Origin of the sequence: Janthinobacterium sp. JC611 (assembly GCF_018682595.1) — a bacterium.
Taxonomy (GTDB): domain Bacteria; phylum Pseudomonadota; class Gammaproteobacteria; order Burkholderiales; family Burkholderiaceae_D; genus Janthinobacterium.
The window spans coordinates 307,900-326,676 of record NZ_JAFLJN010000020.1 but is presented as its reverse complement, the minus strand read 5'-3'; the positions used below and the strand labels follow the sequence as shown (position 1 = coordinate 326,676).

10 protein-coding genes are annotated in these 18,777 nt (G+C 64.2%); 4 read left to right on the top strand and 6 right to left on the bottom strand.

Annotated elements, in window-relative coordinates; all coding sequences use genetic code 11:
- Positions 1 to 2 precede the first annotated feature (2 nt).
- Positions 3 to 401: a dihydroneopterin aldolase gene (locus tag J0O65_RS14070; RefSeq protein WP_046682033.1), complete on the top strand. Its 399-nt coding sequence runs from the start codon at positions 3 to 5 to the stop codon at positions 399 to 401.
- 32 nt (positions 402 to 433) lie between these two features.
- On the top strand, positions 434 to 1,369 hold the full coding sequence (ttcA, locus tag J0O65_RS14065; protein ID WP_215407677.1) for a tRNA 2-thiocytidine(32) synthetase TtcA: 936 nt from the start codon (positions 434 to 436) through the stop codon (positions 1,367 to 1,369).
- Positions 1,370 to 1,417: 48 nt separating this feature from the next.
- Here the strand turns inward: ttcA and J0O65_RS14060 are convergent, their stop codons facing one another.
- Positions 1,418 to 3,115, bottom strand: a complete 1,698-nt coding sequence (locus J0O65_RS14060) for a methyl-accepting chemotaxis protein (protein WP_215407608.1) — start codon at positions 3,113 to 3,115, stop codon at positions 1,418 to 1,420.
- Positions 3,116 to 3,306: 191 nt separating this feature from the next.
- Here J0O65_RS14060 and J0O65_RS27910 point away from each other — a divergent pair, with 191 nt between their 5' ends.
- Positions 3,307 to 4,635: an amidohydrolase gene (locus J0O65_RS27910; protein ID WP_285896794.1), complete on the top strand. Its 1,329-nt coding sequence runs from the start codon at positions 3,307 to 3,309 to the stop codon at positions 4,633 to 4,635.
- 132 nt (positions 4,636 to 4,767) lie between these two features.
- A complete protein-coding gene (pepF, locus tag J0O65_RS14050; protein WP_251373746.1) occupies positions 4,768 to 6,660 on the top strand; it encodes an oligoendopeptidase F in 1,893 nt (630 codons plus the stop codon).
- A gap of 24 nt (positions 6,661 to 6,684) precedes the next feature.
- Here the strand turns inward: pepF and kefC are convergent, their stop codons facing one another.
- The 5 genes from kefC to J0O65_RS14025 all read right to left on the bottom strand — a co-directional run bounded on the left by kefC (position 6,685) and on the right by J0O65_RS14025 (position 18,601).
- The gene (gene kefC, locus J0O65_RS14045; protein WP_215407606.1) at positions 6,685 to 8,508 is read right to left on the bottom strand and encodes a glutathione-regulated potassium-efflux system protein KefC; all 1,824 of its coding nucleotides are present in this window, start codon (positions 8,506 to 8,508) and stop codon (positions 6,685 to 6,687) included.
- An 84-nt stretch (positions 8,509 to 8,592) separates the two neighbouring features.
- Positions 8,593 to 10,374, bottom strand: a complete 1,782-nt coding sequence (locus J0O65_RS14040; protein WP_215407604.1) for a M14 family metallopeptidase — start codon at positions 10,372 to 10,374, stop codon at positions 8,593 to 8,595.
- A 124-nt stretch (positions 10,375 to 10,498) separates the two neighbouring features.
- Positions 10,499 to 13,219: a TonB-dependent receptor plug domain-containing protein gene (locus J0O65_RS14035; RefSeq protein ID WP_215407602.1), complete on the bottom strand. Its 2,721-nt coding sequence runs from the start codon at positions 13,217 to 13,219 to the stop codon at positions 10,499 to 10,501.
- Positions 13,220 to 13,382: 163 nt separating this feature from the next.
- On the bottom strand, positions 13,383 to 14,882 hold the full coding sequence (locus J0O65_RS14030) for a S41 family peptidase (protein ID WP_215407599.1): 1,500 nt from the start codon (positions 14,880 to 14,882) through the stop codon (positions 13,383 to 13,385).
- A 122-nt stretch (positions 14,883 to 15,004) separates the two neighbouring features.
- Positions 15,005 to 18,601 carry an indolepyruvate ferredoxin oxidoreductase family protein gene (locus tag J0O65_RS14025; protein ID WP_215407597.1) on the bottom strand — a complete coding sequence of 1,199 codons (3,597 nt, stop codon included), beginning with the start codon at positions 18,599 to 18,601 and terminating at the stop codon, positions 15,005 to 15,007.
- Positions 18,602 to 18,777: the final 176 nt, after the last annotated feature.

The window sequence follows — 18,777 nt, the reverse complement described above, 5'->3', positions numbered from 1 at the left end:
CTATGTCGTCCGCCCTGTCCCACCCTCGCCTGGCCGATTGCCGCCGGCTGTTCCTGCGCAATTACGAAGTCCTCATCAACATCGGCGTCTACGACTTCGAGAAAAAGGGCGAGCAGCGCGTCCTCATCAACGTCGACCTGTACATTCCCCTGGCCCTGTCGACGCCCAAGGATGACCAGCTGGAAGAAGTGGTCGACTACGACTTCATGCGCGAAACCATCGCCAAACGTATGGCGCAAGGCCACGTGCAGCTGCAGGAAAGCCTGGTCGACGACGTGCTCGCCGCCATGCTGGCGCACCCGCGCGTGCGCGCCGCGCGCGTGTCGAGCATGAAACCGGACGTGTATCCCGACTGCGAAGGCGTGGGCGTGGAAGTATTCAAGATCAAGGATGAAGCATGAGCAACATGAACAATGCCGCAGTGATGGAACCGATGACAAGCGCCGTGGAAGTGCCGGCCAACGTGGAAGCGCAGAAACTGGCGCGCAAGAAGGCGGAAAAGATCGCCCTGGAAAACAACAAGCTGCACAAGCGCTTGTGCCGCCTGGTGGGGCAAGCCATCGGCGATTTCAATATGATCGAAGACGGCGACAAGGTGATGGTGTGCTTGTCTGGCGGCAAGGATAGCTACGCGCTGCTGGACATCCTGATGACCTTGCGCGAGCGCGCGCCGATTCACTTCGACATCGTCGCCGTCAACCTGGACCAGAAGCAGCCGAACTTCCCGCCGGAAATCCTGCCCGCCTACCTGACGGAACTGGGCGTGGCCTTCCACATCGAAAACCAGGATACCTACAGCATCGTCAAGCGCCTGATCCCGGAAGGCAAGACCACCTGCTCGCTGTGCTCGCGCCTGCGCCGCGGCATCCTGTACCGCGTGGCCGACGAGCTGGGCGCCAACAAGATCGCCCTGGGCCACCACCGCGACGACATCCTGGAAACCTTCTTCCTGAATATGTTCTTCGGTGGCAAACTGAAAGGCATGCCGGCCAAGCTGCAATCGGACGACGGCAAGCACATCGTCATCCGCCCGATGGCCTACGTGAAGGAAGAAGACACGCAGCGCTATGCGGAAGTCAAGGGCTTCCCCATCATTCCATGCGATCTGTGCGGTTCGCAGGAAAACCTGCAGCGCAAGCAGATCAAGGGTCTGATGCGCGAATGGGACAAGAAATTCCCCGGCCGCGTGGAAAGCATCTTCTCGGCCCTGTCGAACGTGGCGCCGTCGCACCTGATGGACGCGAGCCTGTTCGGTTTCAAGGACTTGAAGGCCGATGGCGTGGCCAATCCCATGGGCGACATCGCCTTCGACGAAGAGCCGTGCTCGACGCCGACCACCTTCGGCACCATTCCGCTGCAGCAAGCCTGATCCTGACGCAGGGCGCCATCATCGCGATGGCGCCGCCGTCTGTCTTGATTAAAACGCTTCCCAGTCGTCGCCGGACAGCGCTTTTGCGGGCGCTGGCGGCCTCGCCCTGACGGCAATGCTGCGCGCGGCAACATGCGCCACTGGCGCAGGACGCGCGGCTGCCGGCTGCGGCGCCGGGCGGCGCAGCAAGCCATCGTGCTCGCGCAACTTGAAGACGCTGACCACTTGCGCCAGGCCGTGCGCCTGCTCTTGCAGCGAACCGGCCGCTGCCGCCGCCTCTTCCACCAGGGCCGCATTCTGCTGGGTCACCTGGTCCATCTGGGTAATCGCCTGGTTGACTTGCCCGATGCCGTGCGTCTGCTCCTGACTGGCGCTGGAAATCTCGCCGATGATGTCGGTCACGCGCTTGACGCTGGAGACCACTTCATCCATCGTCGCGCCGGCCTGGTCGACCAGCCTGGCGCCCGCGCCCACCTTGCTGACGGAATCGTCGATCAAGCCCTTGATTTCCTTGGCCGCCTGGCTGGACCTCTGCGCCAGGTTGCGCACTTCGCTCGCCACGACCGCGAAACCGCGCCCCTGTTCGCCGGCGCGCGCAGCTTCCACGGCCGCATTCAAGGCCAGGATATTCGTCTGGAAGGCGATGCCGTCGATCACGCTGATGATGTCGACGATCTTGCGCGACGACTCGTTGATCGAGCCCATGGTCGCCACCACTTCGGCCACCACCGAGCCGCCGCGGCCGGCGATGCCCGCCGCGGCGATGGCCAGCTGGTTGGCCTGGCGCGCATTGTCGGCGTTCTGCCTGACGGTGCTGGTCAATTCTTCCATCGACGACGCCGTTTCTTCCAGCGAACCGGCCTGCTGTTCCGTGCGCGATGACAGGTCCAGGTTGCCGGCGGCGATTTCCGACGAGGCCGTGGCGATGCTGTCCGTGCCGCTGCGCACCTGGCTGACGATGCTGACCAGGTTGTTGTTCATATTGCCCAGGGCCGTCAGCAGCGCCCCCGTTTCATCCTTCGCCGTCGTGGCGACGGTCTGCGTCAGGTCGCCGGCGGCCACCGTTTCGGCCAGCGCCAGCGCCTGGCGCAGCGGACGCGTGATGCCCGTCGTCAGCAGCCACGAGCACAACACGCCGAAGGCCACGGCGAACAGGGTCAGCAGGCTGATGACGGTGGTGTCGTGCACGGCGGAGGCGTCGATCTGCTTGGCCGTCGCATCGATGCTTTCGCGCTGCAAGGTCACCAGTTCCTGCAGCAAATCCTGGTAGACCTTGGCGGCCGGCGTGAACGCGGTGTCGAGGATTTTCGCCGCGCCTTCCACGTCGCCATCGGCCTTGGCCTTGACGGCGCCATCACGCGAGGCGCTGTAGACCTTGCGCTGCTCGAGGATCTTGGCGAACAGGGCTTTTTCCCTCTCGCCCGCGACCAGCGGTTCGATCTGCTTGAGCAATTCGGCCGCCTTCTTCACGGACGCGGCCGAGTCTTCCTTGAAATACGGTCCCAGCGCCGGGTCGCTGCTCTTGACGATGGCGGCCGTGCGGCGGATCGAGGCGAAGTTCAAGCCATACCAGTCGGTAATCAGGCGTTCCTTGGTCAGCGGTTCGGCCATCATGGCGCGCGTGGACGTCGCCACCTCATTGAGGCGCCACACGCCCACTGTAGCGATCAGAACGGTCATTGCCAGGATCAGGACAAAGCCGATGCTCAGGCGCTTGCCGATCTTGATATTTGCGATAAAGCCCATGGTGTCTTTTCTCTAAATAAGTGCATCGAAGATATATTTAATTCCATATGGAATTTATTGCAGATTATACATTGTTGAAATATTTGCAGATGATTTATTGATTTTGAGAAATGTTTCTGTTAAGTTAAAAGTCTCCTCAGCAACCACAGGCGCGCCACGCACGTCCGGCCACCTGCTTCTCAAAGAAACCCATGAAATTTTCCGCCTTGCCCCTGAAACACATCACCGCCGCCGCCGCCCTCGCCGGTGCCGGTCTCGCCCACGGCGCGGCCCTGCCGCCCGCCATCGCGGCCCAGCTCGCGGCCAATTACCCGGCCGTGGAAAGCCTGTACCTGGACCTGCACCGCCACCCGGAACTGGCGTTCCAGGAAGTCGAAACGGCCAAGAAGCTGGCCGCCAAGGTCAAGGCGCTCGGTTTTGATGTGACCACCGGCGTCGGCGGCACGGGCGTCGTCGCCATCCTGCGCAACGGTCCCGGCCCCGTCGTCATGCTGCGCACGGAAATCGACGCCCTGCCCGTGCTGGAAAAAACCGGCCTGCCGTTTGCCAGCAGCGCCGTGACGAAAAACGCGGCCGGCGAGACCGTTCCCGTGATGCATGCCTGCGGCCACGACGTGCACATGTCGGCCTGGTATGGCAGCGCCAAGCTGATGGCCGACAACCGCCAGCACTGGAGCGGCACCCTGATGCTGGTGGGCCAGCCGGCCGAAGAGCCGCTGCTGGGCGCGGCCGCCATGCTGAAGGACGGCCTGTTTACGCGCTTCCCGAAACCGGACTACGCGCTGTCCTTCCACGACGAAGCGACGCTGCCATCGGGCACGGTCGGCTACCACGCCGGCTACTTCCGCGCCGCCGCCGACACCATCGGCATCACCGTATATGGCCAGGGTGGCCACGGCGCCGCGCCGCACGACACGCGCGACCCCGTGGTGATGGCCGCGCGCATCGTGCTGGCATTGCAAACCCTGGTCTCGCGCGAAAACAATCCGATGGACCCCGTCGTCATCACGGTGGGCAGCATCCATGGCGGCACCCAGGCCAACATCGTGCCCGACCAGGTCACCATGCAGCTGACGGTGCGCACCTTCAAGGACGCCGTGCGCAAGCGCGTGCTGGCCAGCATCGCGCGTGAAGTCAAGGGCGAGGCATTTGCCGCCGGCGCGCCGAAGGAGCCGCTGGTGGAGATCCGTCCCGGCACGGACGCCGTCTACAACGACCCGGACCTGACCCTGCGCATGGTGTCGACCTTGCAAAAATCGCTGGGCGCGGCCAACGTGACGGAAATGCCGGCCAAGATGACGTCGGAAGACTTCGCCAATTACGGCCAGGCCGGCGTGAAAGCCGTGCTGCTGCATATCGGCGCGGTGGAGCCAGGCAAGCTGGCGGCGGCCAAGGCCAGCGGCAAACCGCTGGCCGGCCCGCACTCGCCGCAATGGGCGCCCGAGTACCAGCCGACCATCAAGGCGGCGATCACGGCGGAAACGTCGATCCTGCTCGATTTGCTGGGCAAGAAGCAGTAAGCAAGCAGTACGCGGGGGAGGCCGGCCTTCCCCGCTCTCCCCTCCTCGCCGAAATGCTTTCCTTCGCCCCCATGCTGCGATAAGCTCGGTGTCTGCCGCCACGCCTGAGCTGGCGTCCCTTGCAACCAGACCATGAACGGACACCGTATGCCGACCACCGCGCTCAAACGCCCCGTACTGACCCTGCTGGCCTTCAGCTTCGCCCTCTCCACCGCCTTTGCCGCAGCGCCCACCGACCGCCAGGCCGACCGCTGGGATCTGACGGCGCTGTATCAAAACGATGCCGCCTTCGACGCCGATGCGAAAAAGCTGTCGGCCCAGCTGCGGCAACTGGGCGCCTGCAAGGGGCAGTTGAAAGCGTCGCCAGCCCGCCTGAAAAGCTGCCTCGACCTGTACGCGGAGGCGCGCAAGCGCGTCAACACGCTCAGCACCTATGCGGCGCAGTATTACGACCAGGATACGGGCGACGGCAAGGGCAACCAGCTGAACCAGCGCGCCGCCCTGCTGGGCAACGACTTCACCCAGGCGACGACCTTCCTGCAGCCGGAAATCCTCGCCCTGGGCAGCAAGCGCATCGACGCCATGCTGGCGCAAGACCAGGGCTTGCAGCTGTACCGCTTCCAGTTGAACAACATGCTGCGCAGCGCGCCGCACACGCTCGACGCGGCAGGCGAACAGCTGGTGGCGCAGTTCGGCCTGGCGACCGCTTCGGCCGCCAGCGTCTACCGCACCTTGGCCAATGCGGAAATTCCGTGGCCGACCGTCACATTATCGGATGGCAAGGAAGTGCGGCTCGACCAGGCGGCCTACACGAAGTACCGCGGCGACGACAAGCGCGCCGACCGCAAGCTGGTGTTCGACGCCTTCTTCGGCAAGTGGAAAGAGTATGAACGCACGTTCGGCGAAACCCTGTACGGCCAGCTGAAGACGGACGCCGCGTATGCGAAGGTGCGCCGCTATGCCGATTCGCAAAGCGCGGCGCTGGACGCCGACAATTTGCCGCCGGCCGTCTACCAGACCCTGATCGCGCAAACCAATGCCAACCTGCCCACCCTGCACCGCTACTTCAAGCTGCGCGCGCGCATGCTGGGCGTCAAGGACCTGGCGTACTACGACATCTATGCGCCGCTGCTGAAAAGCGAGCGCACCTTCCCGCTGGCCGACGGCAAGCAGATGATGCTCGATTCGGTCGCGCCGCTGGGCCCCGACTACGTCAAGGCGCTCACTGCCGCCGTGGACGCGCGCTGGATGGACGTGTATCCGCGCCCGCGCAAGGTGGCGGGCGCCTACATGAATGGCGACGCCTACGACGTGCACCCCTTCGTGCTGCTCAACTACACGGACAATTACGAAGCCGTCAGCACCCTGACGCACGAATGGGGCCACGCCATGCACTCGGTGCTGGCCAACAAGGCGCAGCCATCGATCTATGCGCCGTACAGTATCTTTGTCGCGGAAATCGCCTCGACGACGAACGAGGCGCTGCTGCTCGACGCGCGCCTGAAGCAGGCCAAGGATGACGACGAGCGCCTGCTGTACCTGGGCGCGGCGCTGGAAAACCTGCGCGGCACCTACTTCCGCCAGGCCATGTTCGCCGAATTCGAGGCGGCCATCCACGCCAAGGTCGATCAAGGGGAATCGCTGACGGGCGAGGAGATCACGGCCATCTATGCCGGCATCCTCAAGCGCTACCACGGCGAAGCGCAAGGCGTCATGACCATCGACCCCGCCTATGCGCTGGAATGGGCCTACGTGCCGCATTTTTATCACGGCTTCTATGTGTTCCAGTACGCCACCTCGATCGCGGCGGCGCAGGATTTCGCGCAGCGCATCCTCGACAAGGAACCGGGCGCCCTGGCCGCCTACCTGAAAATGCTCGGCGCGGGCGGCTCGGCCTATCCGTACGACCTGGTGAAGGCGGCCGGTGTCGACCTGGCCTCGCCAAAACCGTACCAGGCGCTGGCGGCGCGCATGAATGGCATCATGGACCAGATCGAGGCGATTGAGAGCCGCCGGGGGAAGTAAAACCCAACGTCTGAACGGCTGGGGTCAGCCCCGAGGGTCTGACCCCGGTTCTGCCGCTTGCTCCGAGGCGAACGCGGCCGCATCGCTTTCGAACATGTCTTCCAGTTCCTCGCGCGCCTGGCGCGTGAGCGACATGACTTTTTGCTGGTCCTGGAAGTGCGGCGCCACTTCCAGCAAGGTTTTCAGGTTATGCCGGCCGAAGATGCCGGCCGCGCGCTGCGCCCGCTCCGCGCTGAAGCCCACCTGCCGCAAGGTCTGCTCGCCCAGCAGCAGAGCCGCGGCAAAGGTCTCGCGCTCGATCAGGGTCACGCCGCGCTTCATCAATTCATAGTAATGCGTGACGTTGCGCGCGCGCGCCAGGATCGTCAGTTCGGGCAGGCGCAGGCGCACGGCGTCGACCAGGGCCAGGCTGTCGTCCACGTTGTCGATGGCGATCACCAGCGCCTTCGCCTTCTCGATGCCGGCCGCCACCAGCAGATCCACGCGCGTGGCGTCGCCATAAAACACCTTGAAGCCGAACTTGCGCAGCAGCTCGATCTGGTCCGGGTCGTGGTCGAGCACCGTCACGCCGATCTTGTTCGCCGCCAGCAGGCGGCCGATGATCTGGCCGAAACGGCCAAAGCCGGCGATGACGATGGGGTTGTCCTGCGCCTCGATATGGTCGTCGGGACGGCGCTTCTTGTCGCCTTGCAGGCGCGGTGCGACAAATTTATCGTGCGCCAGCAGCAGCAAGGGCGTGGCCACCATCGACAGGGTCACCACCACGACCAGCAGCGCGGCCGTCTGCGGCGCGAACACGTGCGCGGCCTCGGCGGCGGCAAACACGACGAAGGCGAATTCGCCGCCCTGCGACAGCAGCAGCGCGAAGAACAGCTGCTGGCCGCGGGGAATGTCGAAGAATTTCGACAGCAGGTACAGCAAGGCGATCTTGACCACCAGCAGACCGGCCACCAGGCCCAGGATCAGCAAGGGCTGGGCGCGCAGCACGCCGAAATCGACGGACATGCCGACCGCGATGAAGAACAGACCCAGCAGCAGACCCTTGAACGGCTCCAGGTCGGAAATGAGTTCATGGCGGTATTCGGAATCGGCCAGCAGCACGCCCGCCATGAAGGTGCCCAGCGCCATCGACAGGCCCACCGATTCCATCAGCACGCAAATGGCGATCACCAGCAGCAGGGCGAAGGCCGTGAAGATTTCGCGCAAGTCCGTTTTGGCGATGAAGCGCAGGATGGGGTTGACGAGGAAGCGCCCGCCGATCACCAGCGCCGCCAGCACGGCGGCCAGCTTGGCCACGCGCAGCCAGCCCGGCTCCCCGCTGTGCGTGACCAGGCCGCCCAGCAGCGGCACCAGCGCGATCATGGGAATGGCGGCGATATCCTGGAACAGCAAAATCGAAAAGCCGGCGGAACCGGCCGGCGTGCTCATCAGCTTGCGCTCGCCCAGTGTGGCCAGCACGATGGCCGTCGACGACAGCGACAGCCCCAGCGCGCCCACCAGCGCCGTGCGCCAGTCCACGCCGAAGGCCATGGCCACGGCGCACAGCCCCGCGCTGACGACGCCCACCTGCGCCCCGCCCCAGCCGAAAATCGGGCGGCGCAGCAGCCACAAGCGCTTCGGTTCGAGCTCCAGGCCGATCAGGAACAGCAGCAGCACCACGCCGAATTCGGAAAAGCTGAGGATCACCTCGACATTCTTGATCAGGCCCAGGCCCCACGGCCCGATGACGACGCCGGCCACCAGGTAGCCCAGCACGGCGCCCATGCCCAGGCGCTTGGCCAGCGGCACCATGATGATGGCGGCGACCAGGTAAAACAGTATGTTGATGAGAAAGCTGTGGTGTTCCATGCGGATTCCAGGCAGAGGTGTGGATGAAGCGACATCATGCCTGAAATGCCCGGCCCCGGTTTGCCCCGGGCCGGGAAGTGTCGCTTATTGCGCGACGCCGGCGGGCGCCACATCCGTGCGCAGCACTGGATACAGATTCAGCCGCTCATCCCACGAGGCGTGGCGGCGGGCGAAGAACTCCAGGCGCGCGGCCGGGTTCCTGGCAAACGCGGGATCGCTGGCCAGCTTCTGCTGGAACTGCGCGGCCAGCGCCGGGTCGGCCGCCAGTTGCGCGCGCGCCACGTCTTCGGCCACATAGGCCTCCATGTACTCCTTGCGCTCGAAGGCCGTATTGAAACTGCCCCAGGCCAGCAGGGAATCGGGCGCGCGCGGCTCCAGCAGGGCCACGACCAGGCGCGCCTTGGCCTGGTTGACGGGCACGTACAAGGCGCCCGCACCGACCAGGCGCTGCTCTTTCCGCCACTCGCCCTGCACGGCCGCCGTCTGGCGTCCCTCGAACGACTGCGCGCCGAATTTCACCTGCGTGGCGCGGAAGGTTTCGACCGGCAGCGTGCCGGGCGCCGCGGCCAGCACCTGGTACGACACGCCATGCTGGCGCAGCTTGGCCGCCACCATGGCCGCCTGCGCGGCGGGCACCAGGTAACCGGCCTGCGGCGCGGCCTGCTGCAGGTCGGGCACGATCTCGTCGCGCAGCGGCACGTTCCAGATCTGCGGCGTGGTCTCGTCATAGCGCGTCATCAGCGCGCCGGAAATGTCGGATGGCGTGCGCGTGTAGGCGTAGCCGCGGAAGGCGATCATGCGGCTCTTGTCCGTCGTTTTATACGTGAGCGGCAGGGTGCTGCCTGCCAGCCTGGCGGCGCGCGCGTCCGCCTCGAGCGCCGTTTGCCGCCACTGCGCGCCATGCTGCGCCACCTGCGACAGCAGCGAGACGATGGTGTTGCGCGTGATGCGCACGCGGGTCGGATAGTCCTTCCACGAATGGGTTTCCACCAGCATGCCGAAGCGGTTGCGCAACAGGAAATAGCCGTGCGAGAAGCGCGGGTTCGGCGCCGAATCGACAAAGCCCGACTGCGGGTTGTCTTCTTCCGCGAACGAGATGTAGAACGGCTTCGGGTCCGATCCCTGCTTCGCCAGGTCGGCCAGGACGTTGTCGCGCAGGGCCGTGCCGGCCACGCGCAGGGCCGCATCACCCGCATGCACGGGTTCGACCTGGATCGAGATATCGGGTTCGAACTGCGCGCCGTCGGTCACGTGCAGGTCGACATACGCCAGCGGGTCCCAGGCGTTCACCAGCGCCAGCATGTGCTGCATCTCGGGCGTATCGGCCTTCATGTATTCGCGGTTCAGATTGTAGTTTTGCGCCGTGCTGCGCCAGCCCATTTCCACGGGACCGCGCTGGTTCGGACGGTTCCACGCCCCAAAGCGCTCATGGCCGTCGACATTGAAGACGGGCACGAACAGCAGCACCTGCTTGTCCAGCGCGCCGGGCGCCGCCTTGCCTTCCAGGACTTCGCGCAAGGCCAGGAAGCCCGCATCCTTGCCGTCGATCTCGCCCGCATGGATGCCGCCCTGCACCAGCAGCACGGGCAGCTTGCGGCGCGCCGCCTCGGCCGGCGTCAGCGCGCCTGTATTCGTCACGGCCAGCGCCAGCATGGGGCGGTTTTCCGGCGTGCGGCCGAATTCCACGCAGCGCACCTGCTTCGGATAGCGCGCCTGGAACTGGCGGCACAGGACCTCCACCTCCGCGTAGCGGCCCGTATTCAAAAAGGCCGAGCGCTCGGCCACCGTCGTCAGGACGGGAGCGGCTTGCGCGCTGGCGGCAAACAGGGAAAACACGGCGGCGGACAGCAGGGTGTGGCGTAGCATCGGACTGGCTCCATCAAGAGGGACAAGCGGGCAATTATAGGGGGCGGCCACATAAAAAACGCCGCGGAAAATAAAAAAGCCGGAACAGCGTCAGCTGCTCCGGCCTTGCTTCGGCAAGCGTGGATTACGAGCCAAAATGGTAGTTGAACTCGATCCACCCCTGACGGCCTTGCGGGCTGTAGTTGCCGATCGGGTAGTACGGCCAGCCGCCACTGTTGTCGCGCTTGATCTTGTCGAACACATTGTTGACGATCAGCGAAACGGTGGCGCGCTCGTTGATGCGGTACACGGTGCTGATGTTGGCCAGCGCCGTCGGCGTCAGGTAGCCCGTGCCGGCGCCATTCGGCACCTTGCCGTAGCGGCTGACGAGCAAGGTATTCGACCAGTCGCCCGCGCCCCAGTTGACGCTCAGGTTCAATTTGTCGGGCCAATCCATGTTGGTCAGCGATTTGGTTTCGTCGATCTCTTCGTCGCCGGCGAATTGCTGCGATTTCTTGCTCAGCACCTTGGCGTAATTGGCCTTGAAGGCGAAGCGGCCATAATTTGCCGTGCGCAGCAAATACTTCAGGCTGATATCGATGCCGCTGCTGCTTTGCTTGGCCGCGTTGATCGGGTTGACGGTGATGGTCTTGATCTCGCCCGCCTTGTTCAATGCATTGGCCGCGTAACGCTCGATGCGGCCCAGGGTATCGATGCAGGTCGGCGAGCCGATGTCCGTCTTGCCCAGGCGGCAATCGGCTTCGTCGCGCAGCAGCTTGTCGTCGCTCAGGTTCGTCACCAGGTCGTCGATCTTGATGTTCCAGTAGTCGACCGAGACGTCGAAATTGGCACTCGGCGACCAGACGGCGCCCACGCCGAAGGACTTGCCTTTTTCCGACTGCAGGTCGCGGCTGCCGTTCTGTACATAATCGGCACCGGGCGACTTGTTGGCGTACTCGCAGTTTTCGATGGCTTGTCCGGCTGCGCCGCAACGGTAGTAATCGGTGGTGCTCGAATAATAACCGGTGCCGCGCGCCTGGTAGATATAGTTCATGTCCGGCGCGCGGAAGCTGGTGGCGTAGTTGGCGCGGAACAGCAGCTCCGGCGCCGGGCGCAATTCCAGTCCGCCGTTGTAGGTGAACTTGCCTTCCTTGCGGCCGGCAAAGCTGTAGCGGTCATAGCGGCCGGCCAGGGTGCCCGTCAGCTTTTCATGCAGCGGCAGATTGACTTCCGCACCCAGCGCCGAGCGCGAACGCGTGCCGGCCGTGACGCCCGAACCGGTGGCGATATTGAAATAGCCCTCGTTGATGCGCGCATCGGGCGCGTTACGGAAGCCCTGCTTGCCCAGTTCGGCAATCGTGGCGATTTTCGCCATGCCGGCCGGCAGCTGGAACAGGTCGCCGTTCGTGGCCAGGCTCAGGGTATTCGTCCACGCCTTGTCGTCGCTGTTGGTGTAGTCGGTGATGCCGTTGAATTCTTCCGGAGTCAGGCGGCGCGACAGGCGCGCGGGATCGGGCGCGTAGATCGCCACGCCATTCGCATCCGTGCCCAGCCTCGGGCCCAGGAAGAAGCTGTCGATGTTCGAGCGCAGGCGCGGCGTATGGCCCTCGCTCTTGTAGATGGACGCGTTGTAGTTGGCCTCATACTGCCAGGCGGTGCCGGGAATGCGCCCCTTGGCGCCCAGCGAGATGGCCGTGGCCAGGTCGTTCCAGCTGCGGTTGTAGCGCTGCACGCCGCCGATTTCCTCGGGCGAGATGTAGCGCGTCCACTCTTCGTAGGCGCCGCTGTTGCGGTTCAGGAAGGAGCCGCCGCCCAGCGAAGCCGAGGTCCACGACGGGCCGCGCGTATTGTTGACGGTCTTGTTCTTGCCGAGCAGGAAATCGGCAAACAGCGTGGTCTCCGCATCGAGCTCGTAGTTGGCGCTGCCAAACACGTTCTGGCTGCTGTTCTTGGTCTGCGTGGTCCAGTAGGTGGGACGGGTTTTCGGGCTGGCGCAATAGCTGCCGTTTTTCGCCGTGTACTTGCTGACGCTGCCGCCGAACATGTCGCCGAACTGGCTGCAGGTGTCGCCCAGGTCGACATAGCGCCCGGACGTGCCGGAAGCCAGCGTGCGGCGCGAAGCAACCGTCGTCGGCACGCCGGAGCGGCTGCTCATGAAGTCGCGGTCCATGCTCCACAGCGGATCGCGCTCGCTCAGTTCCACGCTGAACAGGGTATGCAGCTTGTCGAAACTGCCGCCGCCCGTCAGCTGCACGCGCTGGTTGCCGGCGCCGCCGCGCGAAGTGCCGCCGACCTTGACGTTGATATCGAAGCCTTCCGCCTGTTTTTTCAGGATCACGTTGACCACGCCGGCGATCGCGTCCGAACCATAGATGGCCGAGGCGCCGCCATTGAGAATCTCGATGCGATCGACAATGCTCGACGGGATGTTCGCCAGGTTGGTGAAGTTGACGGCGCCATCATAGGCGATGGGGAAGTCGGCCAGGCGGCGGCCGTTCAGCAGGATCAAGGTATGGTTCGGTCCCAGGCCGCGCAGGCTGATGGTATTGGCCGATGGCGTGAAGGTGTTGCCGTAATCCTCGCCCTGCGTGAAGCCGCTGTTCTGCACCTGGCTGGTCAGCGCGTCGAAGACGTTCTTGTAGCCCTGCTTGGTGATTTCATCGCCGGTCAGGATGGTGACGGAAGACGGGCCTTCCAGGCTGGCGCGGGGAATGCGCGAACCGGTGACCACGACGGCCGGTGGGGTGGCCGCCGGCTGCTGATCCGCTGCGGGCGCTTGCGTTTGCGCGTGCGCCTGCCATGCGGTGCCGCCCAGGATGGCCAGTACGCCAAGGCTGAGCGGGGTTAACTTGAACTGTTTCGACATCGTTGCGCTTCTCAAGGTGGGAGAAAAGCGGGAAGATAGCAAAATGCCAGTCATTCCAGAACGAATGGATTCATCTTTCTATATATCAAAATTGTTATATAGAAAGATTTATGAGCAGGAAAACGCCAATCGCCATGGCAAGGTCGCGGCAGAAACATGCGCCTTAACGGCGCATGATGGCAATTTCCTTGTAAGACGGCCGCAACAGGCGCGTGGCCGTGTCGGCCGGACTCTGCATCGAACTCAACAGTCTGGTCGCGCCCGCGGCCGGGACGCAGCTGCCGCTGCCGCGGTAGCGCAGCGCCGCCGCCAGCATGCCTTCCGCCGCGTCCCCCAGCTGGTGCTGGTAATCGTCCGCCACGTCGCAGGTCGGCGCCATGCCATCGGCAAAGTCGCCAAAGCCCTTGGCGTTGACGCCCTGGAACTGCACGGCAAAATACGTGGTGCCGCAGTTCGGCTCGGGATAGAAACCGTAGGGCTTGCCGCACGTCGTGCCACCGATCAGGTTGACCTGCACGTCGACGCCACGCAAGCCGTTGATGATGGATTCGCTGGCCGAGCAGGTATTGCCCGTGGTTAGCAAGGTCACCCGCTTGAGGCCCAGCGAGGGCAGCGGCGTGCCCTTGGGCAGTGGGTTGGGCGCGGGAAAGCCCCGGCTTTGCGCATGGAAGGGCACGGGCGCTTCCGGCCGCGTCTTGTCATTGGCCAGCACCTGCTCGAAGGTCTTGCCGGTGGTGACTTGCGGACCGGCGATCATGTAGGCGAGCTCGCTGGCGACATCGAGGTAACCGCCGCCGTTGTAGCGCACGTCGAGCACCAGGTCGCTGATGCCGGCCGCCTGGAAGCGGCGCATGGTCTCGACCAGCTGGCGCTCGGCCACGTTGTTGTGCGTGTTGAAGGTCAGGTAGCCCACCTTGCCCGTGGGCGTGTCGATGATGCGCTCGTTTTGCACGGCACTCGTGTTGACCTCGATGGCCTGCAGCGTGGCATTGAGCACCGTCCCGCCGCGGCTGAAGGCCAGCGTGTGCGAGGCTTGCGCTTTCGGGGACAGGCCCGCGTTGAGGATGGCCACGCTGGCGTCGTCCGGTGCATTGACGAAATCGACGCCGTCGACCGCTTGCAGCACGTCACCACGCTGCAGGCCCGCCAGCGCCGCCGGCGAACCTGGCTCGACGATCGTGATCACGGCCTTGCGCGGCGGCGTGGCCTGCGCCACTGCCAGCAGCATGCCATAACCCAGTTCGACGCCGTTCTGCGATGCCTCCCATTCCGCCGTCGGGTACGTGAAATGGAACTGGTCCTTGGGCTTGCCGGACGCCGTGGTGGCCGTGGTTTTCAGCACGTCGAAATAGGCCTTGGCCGTGCTGAAACTTTGCGGCTGGTAGGTGGTCGGCACTTCGCGGTACCACAGATACGTTTCATCGATCCAGCTGCGCACCCACGTCTGTTCATCGAGCAAGGTGCCCGGCTTGTCGATGCCGCTGCCGCTGCGCGGCGCCTCGCAGCGGTTCGCCACCGTGGATGACGCGACCAGCGCCGTCGGCCCCGTCGGCCCGATTGGCGTCAAGGGCGGGACGACGGCCGTGCTGTCGCCGCCGCCGCCGCAGGCACTCAACAACAATACAAGAGGAACCGCCAGGGCGGAAAAGCGCAGGGAAGGCATGGCAAACTTTCCAAAAAGAAATTATCGAAAAATTATAAGACGTTTTACAGACAAGCCTGTTTTTCTTTGACAAAAAAAATGGCGCCCGCAGGCGCCATTGCTACAGCATGCAGTTCAGCCCATCACGCCACGCTGGCCGCCACGGGCGCCGCCACGACGGGCGGCAGCGGTGTCGGCGCGTTGAAGGCGATCAGCAAACTGGCTTCCTTCTCTTTCGCCGCCTTCAAATGACGCTCCTTCACGTGGCCATAGCCGCGGATGTCTTCGGGAATGCTGGCGATCGCCACGGCTTGCGCCAGCTTGGCCGTCGTCAGCTTGGGCAGCAAGCCGCCCACCGTCGCGCGGTATTCCAGGATCAGCGCGCGCTCCATCTTGCGCTCGGCCGTATGGCCGAACACGTCGAAGGCCGTGCCGCGCAAGCCCTTCAACTTGGCCAGCACGCCAAACGCCTTCATCATCCATGGGCCGAATTCCTTTTTGACCAGGTGGCCCTGGGCGTCGGTTTTCGCCATGATCGGCGGCGCCAGGTGGAACTTGAGCTTGATGTCACCGTCGAACATGGACGCGATCTTCGCCTGGAAGGCGCCGTCCGTGTACAGGCGCGCCACCTCGTATTCGTCCTTGTAGGCCATCAGCTTGTAGAAGTAGCGGGCCACGGCTTCCGTCAGGCGCAGGTGCGGGCCATTCAGGGCGCTTTCGGCGGCGCGCACCTGGCCGACAAAGTCCAGGTATTGCTGCGCATATGCGCGGTCCTGGTAGGCCGTCAGCAGGGCCACGCGCTTTTCGATCAGGTCGTCGAGCGTGTCGATGCGCTTGAATTCCACCACCTTGGCTGGCGTCGTCATGCGCACCAGGCTGGCCGCATCGTGGGCGCCCGCGCGGCCCCAGTTGAAGGCGGCCTTGTTGAACGCCACCGAGACGTTGTTCAAGTCGATGGCCTTCATGATGGACGCTTCGGTGAGCGGCACCTTGCCCTTTTGCCAGGCGTAGCCCAGCATGAACATGTTCGTGGCGATGGAGTCGCCCATCAGCGCCGTGGCGATCTGCCCCGCGTCGATGAAGTCCACATGGTCGCTGCCGCAGGCCTTTTCGATTTCCATGCGCGCGGAAGCGCCGGGGAATTGCCAGTCCGGGTTTTTCACGAACGCGGCCGTCGACGAGCTGGTCGAGTTGATCATGGCCCAGCTGCGGCCCTCCCCCATGCGCGACAGGGCGTCGCGGCTGGCAGTGACGATCAGGTCGCAACCGATCACCAGATCGGCCGCACCGGTGCCGACGCGGGTCGAGTGGATGTCTTCCTGGCGGTCCGCCAGGCGCACGTGCGACATCACGGGGCCGCCCTTTTGCGCCAGGCCGCTCATGTCCAGCACGGAACAGCCCTTGCCTTCCACGTGGGCCGCCATGGCCAGGATCTGGCCGACGGTGACGACGCCCGTGCCGCCGATGCCGGTGACGAGGATGCCGAACGGCTCCGCCGTCGAGGGAATCTGCGGTGTCGGCAAGGCTGGCACGGCTGGCGCATCCTTGTCGGCGCTGGCCGCTTTCTTCGGCTTTTTCAAGCCGCCGCCTTCCACCGTCACGAAGCTGGGGCAGAAACCCGTCGTGCACGAGAAATCCTTGTTGCAGGACGACTGGTTGATCTGGCGCTTGCGCCCCAGTTCCGTTTCCAGAGGTTCCACCGACAGGCAGTTCGACTGCACGGAACAGTCGCCGCAGCCTTCGCAGACGGCTTCGTTGATGACGGCGCGCTTGGCCGGGTCCGGGTATTCATTGCGTTTCCGGCGGCGGCGTTTTTCCGAAGCACAGGTCTGGTCGTAGATCATGGCCGACACGCCGGGCATGTCGCGCAGTTCGCGCTGCACGTCCATCAGTTCCGAACGGTGGCGCACGGTGACGCCTGCGGCCCAGGCGTAATCGTCCGGGTATTTTTCCGGTTCGTCCGTGACGACGATGATGGGACCGACGCCTTCGGCGGCGATCTGGCGCGAAATGATGGCCGGCGACAATGGCCCGTCGAATTCCTGGCCGCCCGTCATGGCCACCGCATCGTTGAACAGAATCTTGTAGGTGATGTTCACCTTGGCCGAGACGGCGGCGCGGATGGCCAGGATGCCCGAGTGGAAATACGTGCCGTCGCCGAGGTTGGTAAACACGTGTTTTTCATTCGTGAACGGCGCCTGCCCCACCCACGTGACGCCTTCGGCGCCCATGTGGGTAAACGTCGACGTTTCGCGGTCCATCCACAGCACCATGTAGTGGCAGCCGATGCCGGCCAGCGCGCGCGAGCCTTCCGGCACCTTGGTCGAGCTGTTGTGCGGGCAACCGGAGCAGAAGAACGGCGTGCGGTCCTTTTGCGGATCGGGTTTCACGCTGATCGCCTTGAGCACATTCTCTTTGGCTTCCAGGTAGGCGATGCGTTCCTTCACGCGCTGCTCCACGGGGTGGCCCGCGTAGTAGCGCGAGATGCGGCTGGCAATGGCCCGGGCGATCATGGCCGGGTTCAGTTCATACGTGGCCGGCAGCAGCCAGTCGCCGTGACCGGTGCCCTTCTGGTTGCTCCACTCGCCCGTGTCGTCGAACTTGCCGACCACGCGCGGACGCTCGCCGTCCTTCAGGTTGTACAGTTCTTCCTTCAGCGCGTATTCGAGGATTTGGCGCTTTTCTTCCACCACGAGGATTTCGTCCAGGCCCTTGGCGAATTCGTGCACGCCGTCCGCTTCCAGTGGCCAGGTCATGCCGATCTTGTACAGGCGGATGCCGATGTCGGACGCCGTCTGTTCGTCGATGCCCAGGTCGGCCAGCGCCTGGCGCGTGTCGAGGTAGGATTTGCCGGCCGTGATGATGCCGATGCGCGCCTTCGGGCTGTCCCAGATGATTTTGTTGAGCTTGTTGGCACGCGCATACGCCAGCGCCGCGTACCATTTGTAGCTGTTCATGCGCACTTCTTGTTCCAGCACCGTGTCGGGCCAGCGGATGTTCAAGCCACCGGCCGGCATCTCGAAGTCGGTCGGCAGCACGATCTGCACGCGGTCCGGGTCGAAGTCGACGGCGGCGCCCGACTCGATGATGTCGGTCACGCATTTCATCGACACCCATAGCCCCGTGTAGCGGCTCATGGCCCAGGCGTGCAAGCCGTAGTCGATATACTCCTGCACCGACGACGGGTACAGCACGGGGATGCCGCAGGCGTTCAGGATATGGTCGGACTGGTGCGCCGTGGACGAGGATTTCGCCGCATGGTCGTCGCCGGCCAGTACCAGCACGCCGCCATGCTTGGCGGAACCGGCGTTATTCGCGTGCTTGAAGACGTCGCCGCAGCGGTCGACGCCCGGGCCCTTGCCGTACCACATGCCGAACACGCCGTCGTATTTCGCGTCTTCGAACAGATTCGTTTGCTGCGTGCCCCAGACGGCCGTGGCGGCCAGGTCTTCGTTCAGGCCCGGGTGGAATTTGACGTGGTGTTCATCGAGGTATTTCTTGGCCTTGATCGCCGTCATGTCGACGGACGTCACAGGCGAACCGCGGTAACCGGTGATGTAGCCGGCCGTATTCAGGCCCGCCTTCAAATCGCGCTCGCGCTGCAGCATCGGCAGGCGGATCAGCGCCTGCGTGCCCGTCATGAAGGCGCGGCCACGCTCGAGCGTATATTTGTCGTTCAGGGAAATTTCGGACGCGTGCGCGCCCGGCTCAAGACTCGAGCCCTTGATTGGTGCATTCATTACTTGTCTCCATTATTCTCTGTGCTACGCGTGCAAAGTCGCTTGAACTCACACGTACCGGCTGTGCCTTGTGGACCATGCCGGTGCGGAAAAATGACTTGTTTGTCGTAGACTACCACAGGAAGGCGCGCAGTTCTTTGCTGCGCTGCACTCCCGGGCTGCTGCCATTTTCACTA

Bases quoted from the DNA above. Each gene is read 5' to 3' on its own strand.
- pepF (WP_251373746.1), top strand. From the start codon at position 4,768: ATGAACGGACACCGTATGCCGACCACCGCGCTCAAACGCCCCGTACTG.
- ttcA (WP_215407677.1), top strand. From the start codon at position 434: ATGACAAGCGCCGTGGAAGTGCCGGCCAACGTGGAAGCGCAGAAACTG.
- J0O65_RS14040 (WP_215407604.1), bottom strand. From the start codon at position 10,374: ATGCTACGCCACACCCTGCTGTCCGCCGCCGTGTTTTCCCTGTTTGCC.
- J0O65_RS27910 (WP_285896794.1), top strand. From the start codon at position 3,307: ATGAAATTTTCCGCCTTGCCCCTGAAACACATCACCGCCGCCGCCGCC.
- J0O65_RS14060 (WP_215407608.1), bottom strand. From the start codon at position 3,115: ATGGGCTTTATCGCAAATATCAAGATCGGCAAGCGCCTGAGCATCGGC.
- J0O65_RS14070 (WP_046682033.1), top strand. From the start codon at position 3: ATGTCGTCCGCCCTGTCCCACCCTCGCCTGGCCGATTGCCGCCGGCTG.
- J0O65_RS14035 (WP_215407602.1), bottom strand. From the start codon at position 13,219: ATGTCGAAACAGTTCAAGTTAACCCCGCTCAGCCTTGGCGTACTGGCC.
- J0O65_RS14030 (WP_215407599.1), bottom strand. From the start codon at position 14,882: ATGCCTTCCCTGCGCTTTTCCGCCCTGGCGGTTCCTCTTGTATTGTTG.
- J0O65_RS14025 (WP_215407597.1), bottom strand. From the start codon at position 18,601: ATGAATGCACCAATCAAGGGCTCGAGTCTTGAGCCGGGCGCGCACGCG.
- kefC (WP_215407606.1), bottom strand. From the start codon at position 8,508: ATGGAACACCACAGCTTTCTCATCAACATACTGTTTTACCTGGTCGCC.